This window comes from Mesorhizobium sp. M7A.F.Ca.CA.003.01.2.1 (assembly GCF_003998945.1).
Lineage (GTDB): Bacteria > Pseudomonadota > Alphaproteobacteria > Rhizobiales > Rhizobiaceae > Mesorhizobium > Mesorhizobium ciceri.
On the sequence record NZ_RZRA01001348.1, the window covers coordinates 1 to 1,066 of the forward strand.

The following is a 1,066-nucleotide window of genomic DNA, read 5'->3' on the forward strand; positions in this document are numbered from 1 at the left end:
GCGGAGAATCGGAGCCGATGCGAACCTCGCCGCAACATGGCTCGCGCGCGTTCTGATTCTCCGCCTCTCTTTGAGATCATCGAGAAGCCCGACTTCTCCTTCGAGACGAAGGCGATGGCGGAGGGCCTGTGGCCGGTCGCCGGGATGGACGAGGCAGGCCGCGGCCCCCTGGCCGGGCCGGTGGTCGCCGCAGCGGTGGTGCTCGATCCCGCCAACATTCCCGACGGCCTCGACGATTCCAAACGCCTCAGCCATTTACAGCGTGAGGCCCTGTTCCTGCGCATTCTCGGCTCCGCACAGGCGGTCTCGATGGCCTCCATCAGCGCCGAGGGCATCGACGGCAGCAACATCCTCAAGGCAAGCCTGGAAGCCATGCGGCGCGCGCTGGTAGGGCTGTCGGTCCGGCCGAAGCTTGCGCTTGCCGATGGACGCGACGTGCCGCCGGGACTGCCTTGTGAAGGGCGCGCGCTGATCAAGGGCGACCAGCGTTCGCAGTCGATCGCCGCCGCCTCGATCGTCGCCAAGGTGATGCGCGACCGCATGATGTGCGGCTGCGGCAACCATCACGACCGCTACGGGTTCGAAGTCCATATGGGCTACGCCACGGTTCGTCATCGCACCGCGATCGAAGCGCATGGCCCGGTGGCGCGGCTGCACCGCGTGTCGTTTGCGCCATTCCGGCTGGGTGGGGCCGAGGTGGACGTGGTGGAAGAAGAGAGCTTCGCCGGGCTGGATTGAGCGACGACGACGACAAGCCAATCTCCCCCCTTGTGGGGGAGATGTCCGGTAGGACAGAGGGGGGCGCTGTCCCGCCGGCCTCTCAATCGATTGCAGTTATGCCCTCAGGCTTGTCCCGATAGACCTTAGGACAACAAAGGTTAGCGTTCCTTCACGCCCCCCTCTGCCCTGCCGGGCATCTCCCCCACGAGGGGGGAGATTGGCAGCTTCAGCGCCGCAACAAAAAAGCCGCCGGGTTGCCCGGGCGGCTTTCGATGACTGGCTAGACGAACCGCCTAATTCAGCTTCGACTTCACGTCCGCGAGCGAAGCCTTGAACAGATCTGCAC

Annotated in this window: 1 protein-coding gene; it reads left to right on the top strand. The window is 65.4% G+C overall.

Annotation, left to right across the window (positions count from 1 at the left end; all coding sequences use genetic code 11):
• Positions 1 to 36 precede the first annotated feature (36 nt).
• Positions 37 to 738: a ribonuclease HII gene (locus EN969_RS32560; RefSeq protein ID WP_027164182.1), complete on the top strand. Its 702-nt coding sequence runs from the start codon at positions 37 to 39 to the stop codon at positions 736 to 738.
• The last annotated feature ends 328 nt before the right edge of the window (positions 739 to 1,066 follow it).

Coding starts and splice junctions, on each gene's coding strand:
- EN969_RS32560 (WP_027164182.1), top strand. CDS start 37: ATGGCTCGCGCGCGTTCTGATTCTCCGCCTCTCTTTGAGATCATCGAG.